This window comes from Mesorhizobium sp. WSM4848 (assembly GCF_055811375.1).
In genome coordinates this window covers 115125-138260 of the sequence record NZ_JBVVPX010000003.1, presented here as the reverse complement: position 1 = coordinate 138260, position 23136 = coordinate 115125, and the positions used below count along the sequence as shown (strand labels likewise).

At 63.4% G+C, this 23136-nt stretch carries 21 protein-coding genes; 15 read left to right on the top strand and 6 right to left on the bottom strand.

Going from position 1 to position 23136, the window contains the following annotated elements; all coding sequences use genetic code 11:
• Position 1 precedes the first annotated feature (1 nt).
• Positions 2-1843, bottom strand: coding sequence for a (5-formylfuran-3-yl)methyl phosphate synthase (locus AC0L16_RS04775; RefSeq protein ID WP_473619301.1), 1842 nt, complete (start codon positions 1841-1843; stop codon positions 2-4).
• 225 nt (positions 1844-2068) lie between these two features.
• Here AC0L16_RS04775 and AC0L16_RS04770 point away from each other — a divergent pair, with 225 nt between their 5' ends.
• The 6 genes from AC0L16_RS04770 (at position 2069) to AC0L16_RS04745 (ending at position 7257) form a co-directional block, all read left to right on the top strand.
• Complete coding sequence (locus tag AC0L16_RS04770) at positions 2069-3319, top strand: ABC transporter substrate-binding protein (protein ID WP_473619300.1); 1251 nt, start codon at positions 2069-2071, stop codon at positions 3317-3319.
• 20 nt (positions 3320-3339) lie between these two features.
• The gene (locus AC0L16_RS04765) at positions 3340-4311 is read left to right on the top strand and encodes a YVTN family beta-propeller repeat protein (protein WP_473619299.1); all 972 of its coding nucleotides are present in this window, start codon (positions 3340-3342) and stop codon (positions 4309-4311) included.
• A 73-nt stretch (positions 4312-4384) separates the two neighbouring features.
• Positions 4385-4879 (top strand): cupredoxin domain-containing protein, encoded by a 495-nt coding sequence (locus tag AC0L16_RS04760; RefSeq protein ID WP_473619297.1) that lies wholly within the window; start codon positions 4385-4387, stop codon positions 4877-4879.
• An 88-nt stretch (positions 4880-4967) separates the two neighbouring features.
• Complete coding sequence (locus AC0L16_RS04755; RefSeq protein WP_473619296.1) at positions 4968-5756, top strand: ATP-binding cassette domain-containing protein; 789 nt, start codon at positions 4968-4970, stop codon at positions 5754-5756.
• The gene (locus tag AC0L16_RS04750; protein WP_473619295.1) at positions 5753-6628 is read left to right on the top strand and encodes an ABC transporter permease; all 876 of its coding nucleotides are present in this window, start codon (positions 5753-5755) and stop codon (positions 6626-6628) included. Before AC0L16_RS04755 ends, AC0L16_RS04750 begins: the two co-directional genes overlap by 4 nt.
• Complete coding sequence (locus AC0L16_RS04745) at positions 6628-7257, top strand: hypothetical protein (RefSeq protein ID WP_473619293.1); 630 nt, start codon at positions 6628-6630, stop codon at positions 7255-7257. The genes AC0L16_RS04750 and AC0L16_RS04745 overlap by 1 nt, the downstream gene beginning before the upstream one ends.
• Before the next feature lie 23 nt (positions 7258-7280).
• Here the strand turns inward: AC0L16_RS04745 and AC0L16_RS04740 are convergent, their stop codons facing one another.
• The 4 genes from AC0L16_RS04740 to AC0L16_RS04725 all read right to left on the bottom strand — a co-directional run bounded on the left by AC0L16_RS04740 (position 7281) and on the right by AC0L16_RS04725 (position 10558).
• Positions 7281-7481, bottom strand: coding sequence for a hypothetical protein (locus tag AC0L16_RS04740; RefSeq protein WP_095518885.1), 201 nt, complete (start codon positions 7479-7481; stop codon positions 7281-7283).
• A 265-nt stretch (positions 7482-7746) separates the two neighbouring features.
• Positions 7747-8559 (bottom strand): oxidoreductase, encoded by an 813-nt coding sequence (locus AC0L16_RS04735; protein ID WP_473619292.1) that lies wholly within the window; start codon positions 8557-8559, stop codon positions 7747-7749.
• Between the two features lie 68 nt (positions 8560-8627).
• Positions 8628-9932 (bottom strand): beta-ketoacyl-ACP synthase II, encoded by a 1305-nt coding sequence (gene fabF, locus AC0L16_RS04730; protein ID WP_473619291.1) that lies wholly within the window; start codon positions 9930-9932, stop codon positions 8628-8630.
• 47 nt (positions 9933-9979) lie between these two features.
• Complete coding sequence (locus tag AC0L16_RS04725) at positions 9980-10558, bottom strand: TetR/AcrR family transcriptional regulator (RefSeq protein ID WP_473619289.1); 579 nt, start codon at positions 10556-10558, stop codon at positions 9980-9982.
• 82 nt (positions 10559-10640) lie between these two features.
• On the opposite strand from AC0L16_RS04725, the gene AC0L16_RS04720 reads away from it, so the two are divergent.
• The 5 genes from AC0L16_RS04720 to AC0L16_RS04700 all read left to right on the top strand — a co-directional run bounded on the left by AC0L16_RS04720 (position 10641) and on the right by AC0L16_RS04700 (position 16971).
• Entirely contained in the window at positions 10641-11099 is a 459-nt protein-coding gene (locus AC0L16_RS04720; protein WP_473619288.1) for a nuclear transport factor 2 family protein, read from the top strand.
• A 442-nt stretch (positions 11100-11541) separates the two neighbouring features.
• Positions 11542-11955 carry a hypothetical protein gene (locus AC0L16_RS04715; RefSeq protein ID WP_473619287.1) on the top strand — a complete coding sequence of 138 codons (414 nt, stop codon included), beginning with the start codon at positions 11542-11544 and terminating at the stop codon, positions 11953-11955.
• A 37-nt stretch (positions 11956-11992) separates the two neighbouring features.
• Positions 11993-13102 carry an efflux RND transporter periplasmic adaptor subunit gene (locus AC0L16_RS04710; protein WP_473619286.1) on the top strand — a complete coding sequence of 370 codons (1110 nt, stop codon included), beginning with the start codon at positions 11993-11995 and terminating at the stop codon, positions 13100-13102.
• A gap of 1 nt (position 13103) precedes the next feature.
• The gene (locus AC0L16_RS04705) at positions 13104-16214 is read left to right on the top strand and encodes an efflux RND transporter permease subunit (RefSeq protein WP_473619284.1); all 3111 of its coding nucleotides are present in this window, start codon (positions 13104-13106) and stop codon (positions 16212-16214) included.
• Positions 16215-16356: 142 nt separating this feature from the next.
• Positions 16357-16971 carry a TetR/AcrR family transcriptional regulator gene (locus AC0L16_RS04700; protein WP_473619283.1) on the top strand — a complete coding sequence of 205 codons (615 nt, stop codon included), beginning with the start codon at positions 16357-16359 and terminating at the stop codon, positions 16969-16971.
• 43 nt (positions 16972-17014) lie between these two features.
• On the opposite strand, the gene AC0L16_RS04695 is transcribed toward AC0L16_RS04700, so the two are convergent.
• Positions 17015-17971 (bottom strand): LysR family transcriptional regulator, encoded by a 957-nt coding sequence (locus AC0L16_RS04695; RefSeq protein WP_473619281.1) that lies wholly within the window; start codon positions 17969-17971, stop codon positions 17015-17017.
• 119 nt (positions 17972-18090) lie between these two features.
• Between AC0L16_RS04695 and AC0L16_RS04690 the strand changes: the two genes are divergently transcribed.
• From AC0L16_RS04690 to fba, 4 genes are read left to right on the top strand one after another with little or no spacing between them, the layout of a single operon-like run.
• Positions 18091-19137: a class 1 fructose-bisphosphatase gene (locus tag AC0L16_RS04690; RefSeq protein WP_287342085.1), complete on the top strand. Its 1047-nt coding sequence runs from the start codon at positions 18091-18093 to the stop codon at positions 19135-19137.
• Positions 19138-19142: 5 nt separating this feature from the next.
• A complete protein-coding gene (locus AC0L16_RS04685) occupies positions 19143-20015 on the top strand; it encodes a phosphoribulokinase (RefSeq protein ID WP_077373871.1) in 873 nt (290 codons plus the stop codon).
• Positions 20016-20025: 10 nt separating this feature from the next.
• Positions 20026-22032 (top strand): transketolase, encoded by a 2007-nt coding sequence (gene tkt / locus AC0L16_RS04680; protein WP_473619280.1) that lies wholly within the window; start codon positions 20026-20028, stop codon positions 22030-22032.
• A gap of 14 nt (positions 22033-22046) precedes the next feature.
• Positions 22047-23126, top strand: coding sequence for a class II fructose-bisphosphate aldolase (gene fba, locus AC0L16_RS04675; protein ID WP_027151308.1), 1080 nt, complete (start codon positions 22047-22049; stop codon positions 23124-23126).
• Positions 23127-23136 lie beyond the last annotated feature (10 nt).

Genomic DNA, 23136 nt, shown 5'->3' with positions numbered 1-23136 from the left:
CCTACCCTGCTTTTCTTGCCGACCGGATCGGAGCCGCGATCGCAATGCCGGGCAGATTGCCCGCCGCGAGCAGCGCCCCGGCCGCCGCGGCATCGTTCGGTCCGGCGAGATGGACATCGACACCGTCGGGCAGCATGGCGGCGAAGCCGGCGTCGACGATGCCTCTGACGGCCAGGCTGTCGATCGTGTCGCTGCTGACGAAGGCGCCGGTCTGCTTGATCAAAAGCAGCGCATTTGCGCCGAGCTTGGCGGCAAGCCAGGCGGCAAGCGAATCGGAGGTAACGTCCCAGGACGCCGGAATGTCCGGCGCCGGCAGCGCCAATGACGACGGCAGCCACACCGGGACCTTCCCCGCGTCCAGCGCCCGCCGCATTTCTTCCAGCGACCGTGCCGGCGCCAGCCTTTCGTCACGGTCGAGGATGATTTGGGCGAACTGCTCCATGGCGAGGATCGCCATGGCGTGGGCGGCGGTGTCGGAAAAATCCATGTAAATCTGCGTCTCGCGCACCTGGTCGGCAAAGCGGCCGCCGCCGGGCACGATGACGATCGGCAGCTTGGAGCCCGCCAGCGCCGCGATCCAGCTTTCCAGTTCCGCCGCATGGACCGTGCTGCCGCCAAGCTTGACGACGGACGGCTTGACGGCGGCGCGCCTGACGGCTTCGGGCCTTTCCGTTCGCGGCTGGGAAACAGCGCCTTGGTCTTTTCGGCCGGCAGGGCCGGTGGCGACGCCGCGGCCAGCCGATTGGCGCTTGCGTTCGATCTCGACGCCGACGCCGCCCGGGCCGAGCTCGAGTTTTTCCACCCTTACCGTGACCCGCACGACACGCGGGTTCTCCAGGATGTAGGTCGCCACCTGCTCGGCCAGGGCCTCGCTAAGCTGGATGTGGCCGCGCGCGACGATGGTGCGAATGCCGTCCATGATGATGTCGTAGGAGAACACATGGCGCATGTCTTCGGGATGGTCGGTGACTTGCAGCACGTCGGCGGTCACGTCGAAACGCACTTTTTGGGTATGGCCGTGCTCAAAACTGTAGGCGCCGATCTGGACCGGCAGGACAAAGTCCCGCACGAAAATCTTGTCGGTGCCCAGTGTCGGGTCGGTGCCCGGCGAATAGCCCCTCGCCGCCAGCAGGCGGTAGTCGACGCTTGACGCGCCGCCGGCCCGGGATGCTTCCGGGATCAGCTCGCGGATCTGTGAAACCGCCTCGGCGCTGATCGAGCCTACGCGGCCGGAATGGCCGCACAGCGCCCCGCGAAAGCCGAGAAAATCGGGAGCGAAGGGCAGCAGGCGCGGAATATCAGGGGCTTCCAGCGATCCGCTCAGCCCAACCATGAGGCCGAGCGATTTCGCTCGATCGATGAACCCCGGGATACGCTCGGGCGGCAGATGGTCGAGCAGCCGCCCGTTTGCCTTGTTCGCCGTGTCGACCATAGCGCCGTGGAAGCGATGTTTGGCAAACATCGGCAGAAGCTCGAAATCCGGCGCCAGGTCGGCGAAAAGCACGGCGATCAGTTTCGTTCCCGCGGCAAGCGGCGCGAGCGCTGCCGCGCAAGCCGCGACATTTGCCGACGGAAAAAAGCCTATCTTGACGTAATCGACGCCGGTTGCGGCGATCTCTTCGGCCTTGGCGCGGATCGTCTCCGGCTCCATCGGCAGGTCGCCGCAGACCGCGCTGACCGGCGTCCGGCCGGCGATCAGTGAAATCGTCCGGCGGATGGTCTGCGTGGACACCGCGCCCAGCGCTCCCGCCTTCGGATCCTTCAGGTCGACGATGTCGGCACCGCCTGAAAGCGCGATCTCCGCCTCGTCGGCGCCGGTGACGCTGGCCAGCATTCTGGTCATTGACGGACTTTCTCCGGCATGAGGAAAAGGACGTTCTTGGGCCCGAATACCGAAATCCGCTCGGTCGCCGTTCGGGCGAGCAGGCATGGCACTAAAGCAGACGTGAGAGGTCCACTTTCAGGGTTTGATAAAAATTGCCGGTCAGCTAAGCTCATCACGGGCACCTTGACTTCGCGCCGCTCCGACAACAATCGGACTTTAGCGCAAGAACGGGTAATTTTATCGATGACGAGCGCGGTGCCGGGCACTCTGGCGGCCTTTTTGTGCTTTTTTTCCCTGACCGTCAACGTTCCGGGCGCGCTCGCCCAGGAAGCGACAGGCAAGCAGCCGACTGCAACGGCCAAGCCGGAAAAAAAGCTGACCGAGATCAAGATAGGCTATTTGCGCGCCTATGCGCCGCAGCTGGCCTTGTCGGTGCTCGACGTCCCGCCGCGCGATGAAGGGGTTGCCGGCGGCAATGTGGCGATTGCCGACAACAACACGACCGGCAGCTTCCTCGGCCAGAAATTCAGCCTCGACGTGACCGAGGTGAAGCCGGATGCCGATGTCGTCCCGGCCTTCCAGGAGATGATCGCCAAAGGCAACCGCTTTGTGGTCGCGGATCTCTCGGCCAGGCAATTGCTGTCGATCGCCGATCTTGCCCGCGACAACGGTGTTTTGATCTTCAATGCCGGCGCCACCGACGATAGTCTTCGCGAGGAGGAATGCCGCGCCAGCATCTTCCACACTATCCCGACGCGCAGCATGCTGGCCGACGGGCTGGCGCAATATCTCATCTGGAAGCAATGGCGGCGTTGGGTGCTGATCTACGGTTCGCACGAGCGCGACCAGCTTTTTGCCGAGGCGCTGCGCCGGGCGGCGACGCGCTTCGGCGGCGAGATCGTCGGCGAAAAGCTGTTCGAGGATACCGGCACGGCACGACGGACCGATTCCGGCATCGTCCAGATCCAGCGGCAGATGCCTGTCTTCACCCAGGACCTGCCGGAGCACGATGTGCTGCTGGTCGCCGACGAAAGCGAGGTGTTCGGTACCTACGTTCCGTTCCGCACCTGGATTCCGCGGCCGGTCGCCGGCACCGCCGGCCTCACCCCGTTGGCCTGGCATCCGGCCAGCGAGCAATGGGGCGGCACCCAGATCCAGAACCGCTTCGCCAAGGCAAGCGGCCGCCGCATGGTGTCGAAGGACATGGCGGCGTGGACCGCGGTGCGCATCCTCGGCGAGGCGGCGACCCGCACGCAGGGCGCCGACCCGCGCAAGATGGCCGATTTCATCCGCTCCGACGATTTTTCGATCGCCGCCTTCAAGGGGCAGAAACTGACCTTCCGCAAGTGGAACCAGCAGTTGCGGCAGCCGATCTTCCTCGGCGACACCAGGTCGGTCGTCTCGACATCGCCGCAGGAGGGATTTTTGCACCAGCTGTCCGAGCTCGATACGCTCGGGGTCGACGAGCCGGAAACAAAATGCGTGCTTAAGTAGAAAGATTGGGAGGAATTTTAGTGCAGAGACGAGCTTGCGTACTCGCCATAGTTGCGACCGGCTTCATGGCCGGTCCGGCTTCGGCCTACATGGCCTATGTCTCCAACGAGAAAGACAACACGATGTCCGTCGTCGACACCGCGACGATGCAGGTGGTGAAGACGGTCAATGTCGGGCAACGTCCGCGCGGCATCACCATCTCGCATGACGGCAAGCACATTTATCTCTGCGCCAGCGACGACGATTCGATCGAGGTCATCGACACGGCAACCCTGGAGATCGTCGACACCTTGCCTTCCGGACCCGACCCGGAACTGTTCGTGCTGTCGCCTGACGGCAAGACGCTCTATGTCGCCAATGAGGACGACAATCTCGTCACCGTCATCGACCTCGAGGGCAAGAAGGTGCTGTCTGAGATTCCGGTCGGCGTCGAACCGGAAGGCATGGGCGTCAGCCCGGACGGAAAGACCATGGTCAATACGTCGGAAACGACAAACATGGCGCATTTCATCGATACGACGACCCACGAGATCACCGACAACGTGCTGGTGGATACGCGTCCGCGCTTCGTCGAGTTCACGCCCGACGGCAAGCAGGCCTGGGTGAGTGCCGAGATCGGTGGCACGGTTTCGGTGATCGACAATCAAACACGCGAAGTCGTCCAGAAGATCACCTTCGAGGTTGCCGGCCTGAGGCCCGAATCCATCCAGCCGGTCGGTGTGCGCATCACCGCCGACGGCAAGAAAGCCTATGTGGCGCTCGGACCGGCCAACCGCGTCGCGGTGATCAACACGCAGACATACGAGGTCGAGAAATACGTGCTGGTCGGCCAACGCGTCTGGCAGCTCGCTTTCACCCCGGACCAGAAGACCATCATCTCGACCAACGGCGTGTCGAACGACATCACTTTCATCGACGTGGCGACCGACGAGCCGGTGCAGTCGGTGACCGTCGGCGCGCTGCCGTGGGGCGTCGTCGTCTCGCCCAAGTGACTCGCGCCAAATGCACCATTGATTAAACCAGGTGAATCAAACCGACAGAAAAACAGCAGAAGGGCAGGAAATCATGCGGGAATTTCGGGTACTCGTTCTCGCTGCACTGGTGGGCATGGCACTCACGCAGGGCCAGGTCTGGGCGCAGGACGATGACGCCGACGCAGCCGCGGGCGAGGCCGCCAGCACGGAGGCCAGTCCGCAGGCCGAGAAGACGACCCGGGCCAGCAAGGACGTGCCGGAACTTATCCTCGGCAGCAAGCAAGACCAGTTCACCGCCAACCAGAAGGATTTTGAGCTGATCGCCGGCCAGGGCTATCGCTGGAAGATCACCGCGGCGGGCGGGCTGGAGTACAAATTCCACACCGACCTGTTCCGCAATGTGTGGAACAACCAGATCGTCATCAACGATCTCGAGGTGCACATGAACGGCGCACCCGCATGGCTCGAATTCGACGCCGACGGCACCATCCAGGTACAGTTCACCACCGTGAGGCCCGGCATCTACACATGGTCAGTGCCCGACCTCGCCGACAAGGGCATGAAGGGCACGATCACGATCAAGTAAGGTCACTTGAAAGCAGGACCCTGCGCGATCGCGCCTCGAGGGCTAGACTTGGGCTAGACTATTGTCGACGACAAGGGAGTCAGACGGCGTGCAGCATGTGAGGACAAGCGAACCGGGAGATCAGGTGGCGGCGCTCGACGTCGCCGCCGTCAGCCATTCCTATGGTCCGAAGCCGGCGCTCAACGACGTCTCGTTCTCGATCGCGCCGGCGACGTTCACCGTTCTTCTCGGTCTCAACGGCGCCGGCAAGACGACCCTGTTCTCGCTGATCAGCCACCTCTACGACACGCGCCGCGGATCGATCCGCATCTTCGGCCATGACGTCAGCCGCGCCTCGGGCGAAGCGCTGAGGCGTGTCGGCATCGTGTTCCAGGCGCGCACGCTCGACCTCGATCTCAGCGTCCACCAGAACCTCTCCTACCACGCCGCGCTGCATGGCATCGGCGGACGCGAGGCCCGGCAGCGCATTGCCGCGCTGCTCGATATCGTCGACATGCCAGGTCGGCAGCATGACAAGGCGCGCAGTCTTTCCGGCGGCCAGATGCGGCGCATCGAGATCGCCAGGGCGCTGCTCCACCGCCCTTCCCTGCTGCTGCTCGACGAGGCGACGGTCGGTCTCGACATCCAGTCGCGCGCCGGCATTCTCGCCACCATCCGCAAGCTCGTCGAAACCGAGGGCATCGGCGTGCTGTGGGCGACGCATCTGATCGACGAGGTTGACGACGGCGACCATGTCGTCGTGCTGCGGCAGGGCGAACTGGTCGCCAAGGGCAAGGTGGCCGATGTCGTCAGGACGAGCGGCGGCGGCTCGATCCGCGACGCCTTTTCGAGGCTCAGCCGCATCGAGGCGGCCGGCACCGCGGAGCTATCGCCATGAGCGCTCCCGCAATGCCCGACAAAGTCGCCGGCATCATTCCGGCGAAGTACGAGAAATTCGGCCTGCGCCACTATCTCATTTGCCTCAAGGGCGTCGTCCTGCGGGAATGCCTGCGCTTCCTGCACCAGCGCGAGCGCTTCATTTCCTCACTGGTTCGGCCGCTCATCTGGCTCTTCATCTTTGCCGCCGGATTCCGGCAGGTGCTCGGCGTGTCGATCATCCCGCCCTACAAGACCTACGTGCTCTACGAGGTCTACATCACGCCGGGGTTGTGCGGCATGATCCTGCTGTTCTCGGGTATGCAGTCTTCGCTGTCGATGGTTTATGACCGCGAGATGGGCAACATGCGCACCCTGCTGGTCAGCCCCTTCCCGCGCTGGTTCCTGCTGGTGTCGAAGATGCTCGCCGGGGTCTCCGTATCGATCGCGCAGGTCTATGCGTTCCTGATCGTTGCCTGGTTCTGGGGCGTCAAGGCGCCACCGATCGGCTATCTCATGGTGCTGCCGGCGCTGTTCCTGTCGGGCATGATGCTTTGCGCGCTCGGCATGCTTTTGTCGTCGATGATCAAGCAGCTCGAAAATTTCGCCGGCATCATGAACTTCGTCATCTTTCCCGGCTATTTCGCCTCTCCGGCGCTCTATCCGTTGTGGCGCATCCAGGAGGCGAGCCCGCTGCTCCACAAGATCTGCCTCGCCAATCCGTTCACCTATGCCGTCGAACTGATCCGTTTCGCCTTCTACGGCCAGATTGAGTGGCTGTCGCTGGGCGTCGTTGCCGGCTGCACTGTTCTGTTCCTTGCCGCCGCCATCATCGCCTACGACCCTTCGCGCGGCCTGGTGACCCGCAAACAAGACACCGGAGGAAATGGCTGATGGCACGAATGAGCCTTGTTCGCAGCCTGGCTGTGGTTGCCATGCTCGCGCCGAGCGTGAACGCCAGGGCGGCGAATACCGATCCGGACTGGCCCTGCATACAGCGCAAGGTGCCGCAACTCTCGCTCGGCCAGATCTGGAATGGACCGGAGCTTCCGCCAGCGGCGACGGATTTTTCGAAGGACCCTGCCGTCTCCGGCCTGGTCGAGGAGGTGGCGGCCCGGCGCATGCCGATCGCCGAAGCCCAAAAGAAGATCAAGGATTTCGCCGCGTCGCTGCCGGCCGAGCAGCTTGCGCCGAAAATGGCGATGCTGGTGCAAGGCATGTTCGATCACATGGACGCCGAGCGTTCGCACGTGATCTCAGGCATTTCCCGTTACGCCCACAAGCAGCTCGAAATGGCCGCCGCCTTGCGCAAGGAAGCGTCCGCCGTCGATGCGTTGCGGGCAAAGCCGGATGCGGATCCCGATGACATCGAACGGCGAACCGAGCAGCTGAAATTCGCAACGCGAATTTTCAATGAACGCGTCCAATCACTGACTTACGTCTGCGAAGTGCCGACGATCATCGAGCAGCGGCTTTATCAATTGTCCAAGGCCGTCTCGGAAACCCTCGCCGCGAAGAAGTAGAACCTCTATCTTCGCAGCGGATCTCACGATCCCCGGCCGGGCAACACGCGCCAGCGCTGCACGAAATAACCGGGATGCGTCTCGATCCACTGGGCTACCAGCGGCTGCGCCTGCATGAAGGCGGTCCCGGGGTTCATCGCCAGGCCGTCCACCATCTGTTCGCGTTGTTCACAGGTCTGCGGCACATCCGTCAGGCAGACCATCATAACCAGCGTGTAAAGCATACCCCTCGTCCCCATCGAATCCCGAACCCCATGCCCGGGAGTTTCAGTGATACCGACCAGTCTGCAGGGGTCGCACATACAGATCGCTTACGGATTTGAAAGGACGTGGCCCCGCTCTTTCGCACTGCAACATAACATATCGCTTATCTAACGCCAACAACCGCCGGGCGTTCTCCAAAGCAATTGCTTCAGGTTGCCTGCGCCAATGCGGCGCCGACGTTTCCAGGGCCGATGATTCCGATCTCGCGGGGTGTCTTCGATGTCGTCAGGCCGGCAGCCCGTTCTGCTTGCGCAGACTCTTGTCGAATGCGGATGCGGGGACGAAACGGCGCAGGAGACTGACCTGGCGCGCCATTTTTCCCGCCGCATAGCGCCTCTTCGGAACGCGATCGGTCGCAGTCGCCAAAACCGTCTTGGCTACCCCTTCGGGTGTATCGCCTTTTTCCATTGCTTTCCGCACGACTGCGTTCATGCCAGCGCGCGCAGCGTCATAGATATCAAGCAACTGATCCGGCTTGGCGAGATTATCTTCGAAGGACGTGCGGGTATAGGCGGGTTCGACCAATGCAACGCGAATCCCGAACGGGCGCAGTTCGTGGTCGAGCGATTCGGAATAGCCTTCGATGGCATGTTTGGTCGACGCATAAAGCGCGAAATAGGGAGCTGGAATGAACCCCTGCACCGAACTCAAATTGACGATTCTACCCTTGCCTTGACGGCGCATTATCGGCAGGATCGCGTTGGTCACGCGGAGCACGCCGAAGACGTTCACATCGAACAGTGCCTGAGCCTGCGCCAGCGAGGACTCTTCCGCGCCGCCGAGCAGACCCATGCCGGCATTGTTGACGAGCAGGTCGATGCGCCCGGTCTCGGCCAGCACGTCATCGACCAGTTTCGCCACCGACGCGTCATCGGTCACGTCACAGGCCAGCATGGTTAGGCCGTCGGAGTTCTTGGCTGCGCGACGGCTGGTGCCGAACACTCGGAAACCGGCGCTTTGCAAAGCTATGGCCGTCGCGCGCCCGATGCCGGAGGACGCCCCCGTCACCAGGGCGACGCCAGGATTGGTCTTGTTCATGGAAATCATTTCTTTCTTTGGGTTGGACTGATTTTGGATTGGCATGGAAGAAGCACGAAAGGTCGGAGTCAGTTATGAGCGCCCCTGGCGTTCGCACCGGCCAACTCGTCCGTCCAGCGCCGGAATAGCGCGCTGGCGTTGACGCCGCCAAAGCCGAAGCCGTTTGATATCGCGTGGTCCATTGCCATCGGGCGGGCCTGGTTTGCGACGAAGTCGATGCCGTCGCCGGCTGGATCCGGCGCGCTCAGATTGAGGGTTGGCGGCGCCACCTGATCCCTGAGCGCCAGGATTGCGAAGATGGCTCCAAGCCCGCCGGCGGCTCCGAGCAGGTGTCCGGTCGCCGATTTCGTTGCGCTGACGGCGATGGTGGAACCTGCGCCGAAGAGTGTTTTGATCGCCGCGATTTCCCCGAGATCACCGATCGGCGTCGAGGTCGCGTGCGCGTTGAGGTGGCGAACCTCACGCGGCGAAATGCCAGCTTGGGCAATCGCGATCTGCATGGCTCGGCGCGCCCCGTCGCCATCCTCGGGACCGGAGGTGACGTGATGCGCATCCGCCGTCGTGCCGTAGCCGACGAGTTCGGCGAGCGGTTTCGCGCCGCGCGCCAGCGCGTGGCTCAACGCCTCGATGACCAGCATGCCGGCCCCTTCGCCCATGACGAAGCCGTCCCGCGACACGTCGAAAGGCCGTGACGCTTGAGCCGGCGCCCAGTTGAAGCCGGTCGAAAGAGAGCGTGCGGCAGCAAAACCACCGAGACTGACGATGTTCATGCAGGCTTCCGTTCCACCGCACACGGCGATATCGGCTTCGTTGGCGCGGATGAGGCGGGCCGCATCGCCGATCGCCTGGATGCCGGCCGCGCACGCCGTCACCGGCGCGCCGAGTGGCCCCTTGAAGCCATGGCGGATCGAGATGTGGCCCGCCGCGAGGTTCACCAGGAAGGACGGTACCGTAAACGGCGACAGGCGGCGGACGCCGCGCTGGTCGACCGTGCGCACCGCCTCGGTTATGGCGGGGAACCCGCCGATGCCGGACGCGATGATCGTGGCCGTGCGCAGGCGATCCGCTTCCGAGACCGGCGCCCACCCTGCTTGCGCGAGGGCCTCTTGTGCAGCGGCGAGCCCGAAGATGATGAACCGGTCTACCTTGCGCTGGTCCTTCGCAGCCAGGACGGTATTCGGATCGAAACCAGCGTCCGGATCGTCTTCCAGCGAGGGAACCACCCCGCCGATCTTGGCCGGCAGGTCTGCCACCACATCGTCCGGAAGCCTGCGGATGCCCGAGCGACCGGCCAGCAGCCGCGACCACGACGCTTCGACATCGGCAGCAAGGGGCGTGACCGCTCCCATGCCTGTAACAACAATCCGTCGCATCTGTTTTCCTATCGATTTGGCTGCGCCGCCAGCGCTGCGCACGCCGTTCAAGCGGCGGCTGCTTCGCGAACCTGTTCGGTCGCCGCGTCCAGGAAGGCCTGGGCGAGGCCAGGGTCGTTGACGACGCGCGATAGCGTCAGCGCACCGACCATCGTCGAGAGAATGGCCATGGCCTTTCTATCGGGCTCCTCACCATCGGCCTCGGCAATGAAACGCCCAAGGATTTCGAGATGCTCCTTGATCCCGGCTTCGAACGACGCTTTCACCTCGCTGCCCTGTCTGGCGGCATCCGAGCCGAGCGCGACAATCGGGCAGCCGTCCATCTTTTCTCCGCGATGGTCCATACTGAGGTAGAATGCGATCACCGCGCCAAGCGGATCCTCGGATTTTGCCGCAGTCGCGGCCGACCACCGCAGCGTGGCGCTCTCCATCGCCCGCCTCGACGCCTGCACAGCCAGATCGTCCTTGGAGGCGAACTGCTTATAGAACGCGCCCTGGGTCAGCCCGGCAGCCTGCATCAGGTCCTTGAGGCCGATGCCGTCAAAGCCGCGCTCCCGAAAAAGCCGGCTTGCCACATTGATCACGGTTTCGCGGTTTTCCGCCGCCTGAATGCGACTCACACGCATGTCGACCTCCTTATTTAGCTTGTGTTCGACATCTATAGCAGGTATAGAGTACGAACGCAATCCAAATTGGAGGAGAGGTCAAATGCTATACAGTTATATCGTCGAGAAATCGATCCGGCAGAGCTTCGACCACGTCAACAACCATCGCTGGGATGAGGCGGTGAAAGCACTCGTGCCGCATGTCCATCACCGCGTTTCCGGCGCCCACGCGCTTGGTGGTGAGCGCCACGACAAGGATGCCGTGCGCCGCTGGTTTGAGCGCCTCAGCCGCGTCCTGCCCAATCTCCATCTCACGGTCAACCACGTCTGGGTGAAGGGCTGGCCGTGGCATACCACCGTATTTGCCCAGTGGGACGGCACCGCGACGCTGCTCAACGGCGACGCCTCCTACGTCAACAGCGGTCTGCACGTGTTCACCCTGCGATGGGGCAAGGTCTATGCACTTGAGGAATTCTACGATTCACAAGCAGCGGCCCGCGGTCTTGCCACCCAGGCGGCAACTGGCCTCGAAGAAGCTGTCGCCGAACCAATTGTAGGCTAGCAGGAGCGCAGTCAGCGCCCCGCTGCGTTGCGTAACCGCGGGTACGCTAGCCCGTGGCCATGCCGACCCCATCAGCGCGCGCTCGGCGGCCGCTTGCGGGAACCGCTTCGACAGCCGCTCGTCGCTGATGGTCGCGAGAGGAGCACCGCGCCGGCCATTGTCGAGAGAATGGCCTTGCAGCTGGGCTCTTGCCCTGCCCTCGCCAACCTAGCTACCGAGCATCCCAGGATATTCCCTGATCCCCCGGCCTCGAATGATGCCTCACGTCGGCGCCCTGCCTGGCGGCATCCGAACCGAGCGCGTCAATCCGGCAGCCCTCCATTCTGTCTGCGCGATGCGCCATGCGACTCACATGCATCATAAATTTTCATTTTTTAGATTGCATTCGTAATCTAACTCAGTTATAGAGCTCGAACGCAATCCAAAAAGAAGGAGATACGAGATGATCCGCAAAACCCTGAGCGCCTCAGTTTTGGCCGCGCTGTTTCTTGCCGCCCCGGCGTTTGCCGAGGAAACCACCATAGGACGCCCGATCGAAGCCGGCAGCCTGCACGAGGGACACCTCGACATGGTCGTCTATTACGTCCCGGTCGAGGGCGACCGCCTGGAGGTTACTGCCACCTTCGCGCCAAAGATCGGCGGCGATCCGCAGCGCGTCGTCATGGGCCTCGCCGACGGCGACTCCGTCGCCTTTTCGATGCCGGGCCACCGCGGCCCGCTCTACGCGTTCTCGCGGTCCGGCGACGAGGTGACGGTGTCGTCCGAGACCGGCATGCGCGCCGATGCCAATGCACCGACCCGCCTTGCAGACGGCAGCCTGCGTGCTGCTGGGCTCGCGTCCGTCGGGCCGATGTAAAGGTCAAACGCAATCTTTTTTTTGGGAGGCGACGAACGTGAAAAAGAGACCCGCTGTTGTGCTGGGGGGCGTGCTGATCGCGATGTCAGGAGCGGCGGCATTTGCCACACTTGCCATTCCTACGCAGGGAGCCTCCGCCGTAGGCGACCCGAGGCAGGAACCGCCGATCGTCAGACTGGTGACGGCAGCGCCGGTGACCGGATCCGAACGCGGCTTTACCGGTATTGTCGGGGCGAGGGTGCAGAGCGATCTCGGCTTTCGCGTCCCCGGCAAGATCGTGGAGCGGCTCGTGGATGTGGGTCAGGAGGTCAAGGCTGGTCAGCCACTGATGCGCATCGACGACACCGACCTTCGCCTCGCGCTCACGGCGAAGCGCAACGCCGTTGCCGCAGCGCGTGCAACAGTCGTTCAGACGGAACCGGACGAACGGCGATACGCCAGTTTGCTTAGGGATGGATGGGTCCCCCGACAGCGCTACGAGCAGGCGAAGGCCGCGGTGGATACGGCCGAGGCGCAACTCGCCGCCGCCGAAGCCGACGCACGGGTCGCCAAGAACGAAGCGATCTACGCGGTCCTGCTGGCCGACGCGGATGGAACGGTGGTCGAAACGCTTGGCGAGCCGGGGCAGGTCGTCTCCGCCGGCCAGACAGTGGTCCGGATCGCCAAGGCCGGCTCCCGCGAAGCGGTGGTCGCGCTTCCCGAAACGATCCGGCCGGCGATTGGGTCGGCGGCCGAGGCCAACGTGTATGGCGGCGATGGGCGTCGTTATACGGCACATCTGCGGCAATTATCGAACTCTGCCGATGCCCAAACCCGTACCTATGAGGCCCGTTATGTGCTCGACGGTGAGGCCGCGGCAGCACCGCTTGGTGCGACGGTAACCATTCGGCTTGCGGGCCAGGCGCGCCAGCGCGAAGTCCAGGTGCCGCTGGGAGCCGTGCTCGATGACGGCGAGAAGACTGGCGTTTGGGTCCTGGACAACGCCACCTCGACCGTAAAGTTTCGGCCCGTCAAGCTTGTTCGTGTGACCAGCGAAACCGCTGTGGTCTCCGGACTGAACTCCAGCGATCCGATCGTTTCGCTCGGCGCCCATCTCCTGCAGGAGGGCGCTCGCGTCAGGACTGCGCCCGAAAGCGGGGGCAACTGATATGAACCTCAATCTTTCCGCGATCGCCGTTCGCGAACGCGCCGTCACGCTGTTCTTTATCCTCCTGCTGGTGGCCGCCGGCGCCTACGCTTTCGTCATGCTCGGGCGGGCGGAGGACCCCAACTTCACCATCAAGACCCTGACGGTCACGACGGCATGGCCGGGCGCAACGGCGCGCGAGATGCAGGACCTCGTCGCCGAACCGTTGGAGAAGCGGCTTCAGGAGATGACCTGGTACGACCGGGTCGAGACGACCACACGGCCGGGTTACGCGTATATGACGGTCACGCTGAAGGACAGCACACCGCCTTCTGTCGTGCAGGAGGAGTTTTATCAGGCCCGCAAGAAGCTCGGGGATGAAGCCCGCAACCTGCCGTCTGGCGTCTTCGGCCCCTTCGTCAACGACGAATATTCGGATGTGAGCTTCGCCCTTTATGCGCTGAAGGCCAAGGGTATGCCGATGCGTGAGCTGGCGAGGCAGGCCGAGGCGATCCGCCAGGACCTCCTGCACGTGCCCGGCGTCAAGAAGATCAACATCCTTGGTGAACGTCCCGAACAGATATTCGTCGAATTTTCCTACGCCAAGCTGGCTACCCTCGGCGTGTCGGCACAGGACATCGTCGCCGCCTTGCAGCGGCAGAACACCCTCACGCCGGCAGGCTCGATCGACACCCAAGGGCCGCGGGTCTTCATCCGGGTCGACGGCGCTTATGACAGCGTTCAGGCGATCGCCGACACGCCGATTGCCGCTGCGGGGCGGACGCTGAAGCTCTCCGATATCGCCGAGGTCCGCCGCGGCTATGAAGATCCTCCTACCTACCTCATTCGACGTCAGGGTGAGCCCACCATCATGCTCGCGGCTGTCATGCAGGAGGGCTGGGATGGTCTCGCGCTCGGCAAGGCGCTGGAGGACAGGACAGCAGCCATCGCACAGACACTGCCGCTCGGGATGACGCTCGACAAGGTGACTGACCAGGCCGTCAACATCACCTCTGCGGTCGATGAATTCATGATGAAGTTTGCGATGGCGCTCGGTGTGGTGCTCTTGGTGAGCCTGTTGAGCCTCGGCTGGCGCGTCGGCATCGTCGTGGCGGCTGCCGTCCCCCTGACGCTCGCCGTCGTGTTCCTCATCATGCTGGAGACCGGCCGGTTCTTCGACCGCATCACGCTCGGCGCTCTCATCCTGGCGCTCGGTCTTCTCGTGGACGACGCCATCATTGCCATCGAAGTGATGGTGGTGAAGATGGAAGAAGGCATGGACCGCATCAAGGCGGCGGCCTATGCGTGGAGCCACACTGCGGCGCCGATGCTGTCCGGAACGCTGGTGACGATCGCCGGCTTCCTGCCGGTGGGCTTCGCGCGCTCGACCGCCGGCGAATACGCCGGCAACATCTTTTGGGTCGTAGGCTTCGCCCTCATCGTCTCCTGGATCGTCGCGGTGGTCTTCACACCTTACCTCGGCGTCAAGATGCTGCCCGCGATCAAACCGGTCGAAGGCGGTCACCACGCGATCTATGACACACCCAATTATCGGCGCTTGCGGCGGCTGATCACCTTCGCCGTGCGCCACAAGTTCATAATCAGCGGTATCGTTGGCATCGCCTTCGTGCTTTCCGTTGTCGGCATGGGCTCTCTCAAACAGCAGTTCTTCCCGACATCCGACCGCCCCGAAGTGCTGGTGGAGGTTCGCCTGCCCGAAGGCACCAGCATCGAGACGACGACCGCTACGGTCGAGAAGCTCGAAGGCTGGCTGGACGACCAGGCCGAGGCTAAGATCGTCACGAGCTATGTCGGTCAGGGCGCACCCCGCTTCTTTTTCGCAATGGCGCCGGAACTGCCTGACCCTGCCTTCGCCAAGATCGTCGTGCTGACCCAGGACGCCGAGGCGCGTGAGGTGTTGAAGCACCGCCTTCGCGAGGCGGTGGCAGAGGGGCTTGCACCCGAGGCCAATGTCCGCGTCACGCAACTCGTGTTCGGCCCCTACACGCCATTCCCGGTCGAGTTCCGGATTACCGGACCTGATCCCGCGCGACTCTACAGCATATCCGAGAAGGCCCTCGACATCATGCGGGGCGTCCCGGACGTGCGTCAGGCCAACCGCGATTGGGGCAATCGCACACCCGTGCTCCGCTTCGTCCCGGATCAAGATCGACTGAACCTGATCGGCCTGTCGCCGGCGGAGGTGGGCCAGCAACTCCAGTTCTTGCTCACCGGCATCGCCGTTACGCAGGTTCGTGAGGACATCCGCAACGTTCCCATCCTCGCACGCAGCGCCGGCGGCGAGCGGCTGGATCCGACACGTTTGGCGGATTTCTCACTGATGAGCCGGGACGGTCGCCCGATTCCGCTCGACCAGATCGGCCATTCGGAAATCCGTCTGGAAGAGCCGATCCTGAAGCGCCGCGATCGCACGCCTGTCATCACGATCCGCTCGGATATCAACGAAGCGAGTCAGCCTCCAGAGGTTTCCAAGGAGATCATGAAAGCCCTTCAGCCGCTGATTGCATCCCTTCCGGCCGGCTATCGCATCGAATTGGGCGGATCGATCGAGGAGGCTGAAAAGGCCAACACCGCGCTGCGCAAAGTCTTTCCGGCAATGATCGCCGCAATGCTGATCGTTATCATGCTGCAGGTGCGATCCTTCTCGACGATGGCCATGGTCATGCTGACGGCGCCGCTTGGCCTCGTCGGCGTCGTGCCGATGCTGCTCACCTTCAACCAGCCCTTCGGATTCAACGCCATTCTGGGGATGATAGGACTGGCCGGCATCCTGATGCGCAACACGCTGATCCTGACCGAACAGATCAAGGAGAACCGTGCTGCCGGCCTTGACGACTATCACGCCGTGATCGAGGCGACGGTGCAACGCACCAGGCCCGTGATCCTCACGGCACTTGCCGCCGTGCTGGCCTTCATCCCGCTCACGCACTCCGTCTTCTGGGGATCGATGGCCTATACGTTGATCGGCGGCACGGCGGTCGGCACGGTGCTGATCCTGCTCTTCCTTCCCGCGCTCTATGCCGCGTGGTTCGGCATCAAGCCGACTGCTGACGAGGCCCGTGAGGGCGCCGCGGAGGAACTGGAAATGCACCCGGCAATTGCTGCTGAATAGGGCCCTGTTGTCGAGCAGGCGGATCAAGATTTCGCCGCTGGCTTTGCCTGAACACACGCAGGGCCAGTCGCACGACCTTAGCGCTTGCAAGTGATCGTTCAGGGCGAGCCCGGCAGATCCATCATCAGTTCTGGAGACGTCGATGAATCATCCGGTCGGAACGCGAACGGATCCCGACGAGGTGCGGGCTCGCATCCTGGAGGTGGCAGAGGAGCATTTTCGCCGCATCGGCTACCATAAGACGTCGGTAGCCGACATCGCCTCCGAACTCGGCATGAGCCGGGCGAACGTCTACCGTTTCTTTTCCTCCAGGGATGCAATCAACGAGTCCATCTGCAGGCTGGTCGTGAACGAGGTCGCGGACATCGCCGTTGCGATCGCGCGCACCAACGCGCCGGCCTTGGAGAAACTCGACCGGCTCCTGACCGCCGTTCACCAGCACAACAAGACAAAATTGATCAAGGAAAGAAGCATGCACGACTTGATCGTCGCCGCCATGCGCGAGAATCGGGCGGTAATCAAGGCGCATGTCGAGCGAATGTTGAAAATCCTTGAGGCGATCATTCGCGAGGGGACCGAGGCGGGCGAACTCAAGGTCGAGGACCCGGCAGAAGCGGCGCGTGCGGTCAACGCCGCGTTCACGCCGTTCTTCCACCCGATTCTGATCGAGCACTGCGTTCAACACGGTGAAGACACCGAAGCGGGCCTGCGCACGCAGATTCGCTTTGTCTTGAAAGCTCTCGGCAAATCGAACTAGGCGCCAACGTAGGTGGTTGCCAGCGACGCATTCCGCCCTCGATTCAGGCGCGACCTCCAATATCCGGTCCTTCGTGCGGATAGAGCTTGCCGAACAGCGGCAGGTACATCGCGCCCTTGCGCATCAGGAAATCGTGGAACGTCGCCATCGCCGGCGAGATCGCGTGATCGCTGCGCATCACCGAAAACCACTGCCGGCGGATCGGCATGCCGACGACGTCGAGGATGACCAGCCGGCTGGCCTCGGTCTCGGCGGCGATGGTGTGGGCAGAGATGAAGGCGATGCCGAGCCCGGCCATCACTGCCTGCTTGATCGTTTCGTTCGAGTCCATCTCGACGCCGAGATCGTCGATGCGGCCGGGCACGTCGCTCAGGAATATTTCCAGCGAGATGCGCGTGCCGGAACCGGGCTCGCGGATGAGGAAATGCTCTTCGGCGATCCGCTCCTTGGATATCTCGCGCACTGAGGCCAGCTTGTGGTCGGGCGGCGCGATGATGACTAGCGGGTGATCGCCGAAGACCGAGGCACGCACCGGGACTTCCTTCGCCGGGCGTCCCATCAGCGCGATGTCGATGTCGTGGTTCTTCAGCCTGTCGATGGTTTCGGCGCGGTTGCCGATGGCGAGCCGCATGTCGACGTCGGGATGCTCCTTCATGAAGCCGGCCATCAGCCGCGGCGCGAAATATTTGGCGGTGGAGACCACGCCGAGCCGTAAACTGCCGATGCGCACGCCCTTGATCGCATCCATCTTGTCTTCGAGCAGGCGAAGCCGCTCCTCGATCGCCTGCGCCGTCTCGACGAAGGCCAGACCTGCGGCAGTCGGACGCATGCCGTCCGACGTCCGGTCGAACAAGGCCAGCTGGAACTCCTCCTCGACCTGCCGCAACTGGATCGTCACCGCTGGAGGAGACAAGCCTAACACCTTGGCCGCGCTAACAATTTTCCCATGGCTGATGATGGCCTGAACGGTCTTGAATTGCTTGAGCGTGAGGTTTCGCATGCCCCATACTAAATTTTTTTTAGTACGAAAGTAAAGTTATTGAATTTTACTTATCCGAGGCAGTTTGTTCTCATTCCCCAATCCGGCCGGAGGAGTTGCGGCTGGAGCGGGAGGTTACGATGCCAGCGGCAACGCTCGACGCATTTCTGAATTCCTATCTCGGCCCGCCCGACGAACTGCGTTCGGCAGTCGTCGCGACCGTCCGTCAGCTGACGCAGGCCGCCACCAAGGTCCGCAACACCATCAATCAGGGGGTGCTCGGCACCGCCTTTGCCGGGACCCGCAGCGCCAATGCCGACGGCGACATCCAGAAGGATCTCGACATCTTCGCCGACGACATCTTCCTCGATGCCATGCGCCACGCTCCGGTCGCGCTCTACGCCTCCGAGGAACTGGAGCAGCCGGTCCTGCTCGACAGCCAGGCGCCTCTCGCCATCGCCATCGACCCGCTCGACGGCTCTTCCAACATCGACACCAACGTGTCGATCGGAACGATCTTCTCGCTCCTCCCTGCAACTGGCGCGCCGGACGAAAATCCGGCCGCCTCTTTTTTGCAGGCGGGCGTGAACCAGCTGGGCGCCGGTTTCTTCATCTACGGGCCGCAGCTGGCGCTGGTTCTGTCGCTCGGCAGCGGCACGCATGTCTTCGTTCTCTCGACCAGGCTCGGCACCTTCGTCCAGGCCTACGAGAGCCGGATCATCCCGCAGCGTACCCAGGAGTTCGCCATCAACGCCGCCAACTACCGGCATTGGGACGAGGCGGTGCGGCTCTACATCGACGACTGCCTCGAAGGCACTGAAGGCCCACGCGGAAAGGACTTCAACATGCGCTGGATCGCCTCTCTCGTCGCCGACTGCTACCGCATACTGATGCGCGGCGGCGTGTTCCTGTATCCAGGCGACAAGCGCAAGGGTTACCGCCAGGGACGGCTGCGCCTTGTCTATGAGGCCAACCCGATCGCCTATCTCATCGAACAGGCGGGCGGCGCCGCCACCGACACGATCACCCGCATCCTCGAGATCGAACCCGAGGGCCTGCACCAGCGCGTGCCCGTGGTGTTCGGATCGGCGCGCGAAGTCGCGCGCATCACCCGCTACCACACCGAGCCCAGCGCGATCGGCGAGCGTGCGCCGCTGTTCAGCCGCCGCGGCCTGTTCAGGGCCTGAACATCATGTCGGCAAAGCACCCCATCATCACCATCACCGGATCGTCAGGCGCCGGCACCACCTCGGTCAAGCGCATCTTCGAGCTGATCTTCCGGCGCGAGAACATCGACGCGGCCTTCATCGAGGGCGATGCCTTTCACCGCTACGACCGCGCCACGATGAAGGTCAAGGTGGCCGAGCAGGAGAAGGCCGGCAATCCGAACTTCACCCACTTCCATGCCGAGGCCAATGAGCTCGCAATCCTCGAAGAGGTGTTTGAGGAATATGGCCGCCGCGGAACCGGAAAGACCCGCACCTACATCCATGACGAGGACGAGGAGAAGCAGTACGGCACGCCGCCGGGACAATTTACCGAATGGCGCGAATTCCCGCCGAGCGACCTGCTCTTCTACGAGGGCCTGCATGGCTGCGTCGTCACCGACAAGATAGACCTGGCCAGGCACGCCGACCTCAGGATCGGCGTGGTGCCGGTCATAAATCTCGAATGGATCCAGAAGATCCATCGCGACCGGGCAACCCGCGGCTATTCCACCGAGGCGGTGATGGACGTCATCCTGCGCCGCATGCCGGACTACGTCCGCTACATCGTCCCGCAGTTCTCGCAGACCGCCATCAACTTCCAGCGCGTGCCGATCGTCGACACGTCCAACCCGTTCATCGCGCGCTGGATTCCGACGCCCGACGAATCGATGCTGGTCATCCGCTTCGCCAACCCCCGCGGCATCGATTTCCCTTACCTGCTTTCGATGATCCACGACTCCTTCATGTCGCGGCCGAATTCCATAGTGGTGCCAGGCAACAAGCTCGATCTTGCCATGCAGCTGATCCTGACGCCGCTCATCCTGCAATTGATCGAACGCAAGAATCGTGTGTCGTGAGGAGGACGCCATGAACAGCCAAGCAGCAGCCCTGAAGCCCGTCGCCGCCGTCTCGGAGCGCGACATGGCGAACGCCATTCGCGCACTGGCGATGGATAGCGTCCAAAAGGCCAATTCCGGTCATCCGGGCATGCCGATGGGCATGGCCGACGTCGCGACGGTGCTGTTCAGCCGCTTCATCAACATCGATCCGTCGATGCCCGACTGGCCCGATCGCGACCGCTTCGTGCTTTCGGCCGGGCACGGCTCGATGCTGCAATATGCGCTGCATTACCTGCTCGGCTTTGAAGACATGCCGATCGAGGAATTGCAGCGGTTTCGCCAGCTGGGCAGCCGCACCGCCGGACATCCCGAATATGGCCATGCGCTTGGCATCGAGACGACGACCGGTCCGCTTGGACAAGGCATCTCGACCGCCGTCGGCATGGCGCTGGCCGAGCGGATGCTTGCTGCCCGCCACGGCGCCGATCTCGTCGATCATTTCACCTACGCGATCGCCGGCGACGGCTGCCTGCAGGAAGGCATCAGCCATGAGGCGATCGACCTTGCCGGTCACCTGAAGCTCGCCCGGCTGATCGTCTTCTGGGACGACAATGCGATCTCGATCGACGGGCCGACGTCGCTGTCGACATCGATGGACCAGCCGGCACGGTTCGAAGCCGCCGGATGGCATGTCCAGTCGGTGGACGGCCACGACACGGAAGCCGTCGCTGCGGCAATCGAATCCGCGCAGCAGTCGGACCGGCCGTCGCTGATCGCCTGCCGAACGGTGATCGGCAAGGGCGCGCCCAATCTGGGTGGCTCGGAAAAGACGCATGGCGCGCCGCTGGGCGATGTCGAGATCGCCGCGACGCGCGAAAACATCGGCTGGGCCTGCGCGCCGTTCGAGGTGCCGGACGACATCCTTTTCGCCTGGCGCGAAAGTGCCGATCGCGGGCAAGCGGCGCGGCACGCCTGGGAGCAGCGGCTTGCCGCCTCGCCGCAGCGCGACGCCTTCGAGAGTGCGGTCGCCGGCGCCCTGCCCGACGCGGTCTTCGAAGCGCTCGGCGCTTTCCGCAAAGAGCATGTCGAAAAGGCGACCAAGGTCGCAACACGAAAAGCCTCCGAAATGGCGCTCGGCGCCATCAACGCCGCAACCGAGTTGACTGTTGGCGGCTCTGCCGATCTGACGCATTCGAACCTGACGATCACCAAGGGCATGGATCGCATAGCGCCTGGTGCCTATGCCGGCCGCTACATCCACTACGGCATCCGCGAGCATGGCATGGCCGCGGCCATGAACGGCATCGCGCTGCATGGCGGCTTCGTGCCTTACGGCGGCACCTTCCTGTGCTTCGCCGACTATGCCCGCGGCGCGATGCGACTCTCGGCACTGATGGGCCAGCGCGTCATCTATGTGATGACGCATGATTCCATCGGTCTCGGCGAGGACGGCCCGACCCACCAGCCGATCGAGCACCTGGCGATGCTACGGGCGACGCCCAACCTCAACGTCTTCCGACCGGCCGACATCATCGAGACGGCGGAGTGCTGGGAACTGGCGCTAAAGAACAAGAACCGGCCGAGCGTGCTGGTGCTCTCGCGGCAGAACCTGCCGATGCTGCGCCAAGCATATAGCGACGAGAACCGGTCGAGCCAGGGCGCCTACGTCCTGCGCGAGCCAGCCGAGCACCGCGCAGTGACGCTGATCGCCACCGGCTCGGAGGTCGAGATCGCCGTTGCCGCCGCCGAACGGCTGGAGACCGAGCACGGCATCGCCGCCGCCGTCGTCTCGATGCCGTGCTGGGAGCTGTTCGAGGAACAGGATGCCGACACCCGCAAGGCGGTCCTCGGCTCGGCGCCGCGCATTGCGGTCGAAGCCGCAGCACGGCTCGGCTGGGACCGCTGGATCGGCGATACCGGCGTGTTCGTCGGTATGGCCGGTTTCGGCGCCAGCGCCCCTGCCCCGGATCTCTACCGGCATTTCGACATCACGCCCGAAGCCGTCGCCGCAGCGGCGCTGAAGCTCATCATCTAGGAAGGACCCCAAAAATGGCCCGCATCACCCTTCGCCAGCTTCTCGACCATGCCGCCGAGCATGGCTACGGCGTTCCGGCATTCAACATCAACAACATGGAACAGGGCCTTGCCATCATGGAGGCGGCCAGGGCCTGCGACGCGCCGGTGATCATCCAGGCATCGCGCGGCGCTCGCTCCTATGCCAACGACATCATGCTGGCCAAGATGATGGAGGCGTTGACCGAAATGCATCCGGCCATTCCGCTCTGCATCCATCAGGACCACGGCAACAACGAAGCCACCTGCCTTTCGGCGATTCGCCACGGCTTCACCTCGGTGATGATGGACGGCTCATTGATGGCGGACGCCAAGACGCCGGCGAGCTATGACTACAACGTCGCCATCACCGAACGTGTCGCACGCATGGCGCATTGGGTCGGCGCTTCGGTCGAAGGCGAGCTCGGCGTGCTCGGCTCGCTGGAAACCGGCCAGGGCGAGGCCGAGGACGGGCATGGCGCCGAAGGTGTGCTTTCCCACGACCAGCTTTTAACCGATCCCGATCAGGCGGTCGACTTCGTCACCGCCACCCAGGTCGACGCGCTGGCGATCGCCTGCGGCACCTCGCACGGCGCCTACAAATTCAGCCGCAAGCCCGACGGCGGCATCCTCGCCATGCAGGTGATCGAGGCGATCCACGAAAAGCTGCCCAACACGCATCTGGTCATGCATGGCTCTTCCTCGGTGCCGCAGGAACTGCAGGACGTCATCAACCGATATGGCGGCGAGATGCCCCAGACCTTTGGGGTTCCGGTCGAGGAGATTGAGCGCGGCATCCGCTACGGCGTGCGCAAGGTCAACATCGACACCGATTGCCGCATGGCCATGGCCGGGCAGTTCCGCCGCGTCGCGACGGAAGACCCGCGCGAATTCGATCCGCGCAAATTCCTGAAACCCGCCATGGATGCCCTGCGCGACCTTTGCCGCGATCGCTTCGAGCGCTTCGGCACCGCCGGCAACGCCTCGAAGATCAGGGTCATCGCCATGGACGAGATGGCCAAACGTTACGCCGCGGGAAAACTCGATCCGCAAATCGCAACCGCGAAAGCCGCCTGAGCGGCAAAAA

Coding starts and splice junctions, on each gene's coding strand:
- tkt (WP_473619280.1), top strand. CDS start 20,026: ATGAACAGCCAAGCAGCAGCCCTGAAGCCCGTCGCCGCCGTCTCGGAG.
- AC0L16_RS04720 (WP_473619288.1), top strand. CDS start 10,641: ATGCTATACAGTTATATCGTCGAGAAATCGATCCGGCAGAGCTTCGAC.
- AC0L16_RS04775 (WP_473619301.1), bottom strand. CDS start 1,843: ATGACCAGAATGCTGGCCAGCGTCACCGGCGCCGACGAGGCGGAGATC.
- AC0L16_RS04750 (WP_473619295.1), top strand. CDS start 5,753: ATGAGCGCTCCCGCAATGCCCGACAAAGTCGCCGGCATCATTCCGGCG.
- fba (WP_027151308.1), top strand. CDS start 22,047: ATGGCCCGCATCACCCTTCGCCAGCTTCTCGACCATGCCGCCGAGCAT.
- AC0L16_RS04705 (WP_473619284.1), top strand. CDS start 13,104: ATGAACCTCAATCTTTCCGCGATCGCCGTTCGCGAACGCGCCGTCACG.
- AC0L16_RS04735 (WP_473619292.1), bottom strand. CDS start 8,559: ATGAACAAGACCAATCCTGGCGTCGCCCTGGTGACGGGGGCGTCCTCC.
- AC0L16_RS04690 (WP_287342085.1), top strand. CDS start 18,091: ATGCCAGCGGCAACGCTCGACGCATTTCTGAATTCCTATCTCGGCCCG.
- AC0L16_RS04745 (WP_473619293.1), top strand. CDS start 6,628: ATGGCACGAATGAGCCTTGTTCGCAGCCTGGCTGTGGTTGCCATGCTC.
- AC0L16_RS04760 (WP_473619297.1), top strand. CDS start 4,385: ATGCGGGAATTTCGGGTACTCGTTCTCGCTGCACTGGTGGGCATGGCA.
- AC0L16_RS04700 (WP_473619283.1), top strand. CDS start 16,357: ATGAATCATCCGGTCGGAACGCGAACGGATCCCGACGAGGTGCGGGCT.
- AC0L16_RS04770 (WP_473619300.1), top strand. CDS start 2,069: ATGACGAGCGCGGTGCCGGGCACTCTGGCGGCCTTTTTGTGCTTTTTT.
- AC0L16_RS04695 (WP_473619281.1), bottom strand. CDS start 17,971: ATGCGAAACCTCACGCTCAAGCAATTCAAGACCGTTCAGGCCATCATC.
- AC0L16_RS04725 (WP_473619289.1), bottom strand. CDS start 10,558: ATGCGTGTGAGTCGCATTCAGGCGGCGGAAAACCGCGAAACCGTGATC.
- AC0L16_RS04685 (WP_077373871.1), top strand. CDS start 19,143: ATGTCGGCAAAGCACCCCATCATCACCATCACCGGATCGTCAGGCGCC.
- AC0L16_RS04740 (WP_095518885.1), bottom strand. CDS start 7,481: ATGCTTTACACGCTGGTTATGATGGTCTGCCTGACGGATGTGCCGCAG.
- fabF (WP_473619291.1), bottom strand. CDS start 9,932: ATGCGACGGATTGTTGTTACAGGCATGGGAGCGGTCACGCCCCTTGCT.
- AC0L16_RS04715 (WP_473619287.1), top strand. CDS start 11,542: ATGATCCGCAAAACCCTGAGCGCCTCAGTTTTGGCCGCGCTGTTTCTT.